1 pseudogene is annotated in these 460 nt (G+C 60.9%); it reads left to right on the top strand.

Annotated elements, in window-relative coordinates:
- Window positions 1–460: pseudogene (locus EOA22_RS37050) on the top strand (sugar ABC transporter permease); the annotation flags it as partial.

The raw sequence follows: 460 nt of genomic DNA, 5'->3' as shown, positions 1-460 counted from the left end.
CGCCACACCACAAAAGCCTTTCCGTGGCGCCGGTCACTCTGGATCGCGTCCCTGCTGACACCGGCCCTGGTGGTCATGGTGCTGTTCGTGCTCTGGCCGCTGCTCTCAGCCTTCCGCCTTGCCTTCTATGAGTTCAACGGCTTGCAGCCGACCGGATTCATCGGCTTCGAAAACTTCCGCAAGGTGCTGTTTGAACAGCCTTACAGCGACTGGACCTGGAATGCGCTGAAGCACAACATCATCGCCTTCGTGGCGCTGATGGTGTTCGAGAACGGCACCGCTTTCCTGCTCGCCTATGCCTTGCTGAAGGCGCTGCCCGGCCACCGTATCCACCAGGTCATCGTCTTTCTTCCGGTCGTGCTGTCGGCGGTCATCGTCGGCTTCCTGTGGAAACTGTTCCTGCATCCGCTGTTCGGCCTGGTGAACCAGACGCTGGCGCTGGTCGGCATCGGCGCCATAC

The organism is Mesorhizobium sp. M7A.F.Ca.US.014.04.1.1 (assembly GCF_003998745.1).
Taxonomy (GTDB): Bacteria; Pseudomonadota; Alphaproteobacteria; order Rhizobiales; family Rhizobiaceae; genus Mesorhizobium; species Mesorhizobium ciceri.
This window is presented reverse-complemented; position numbering and strand designations above follow the sequence as displayed.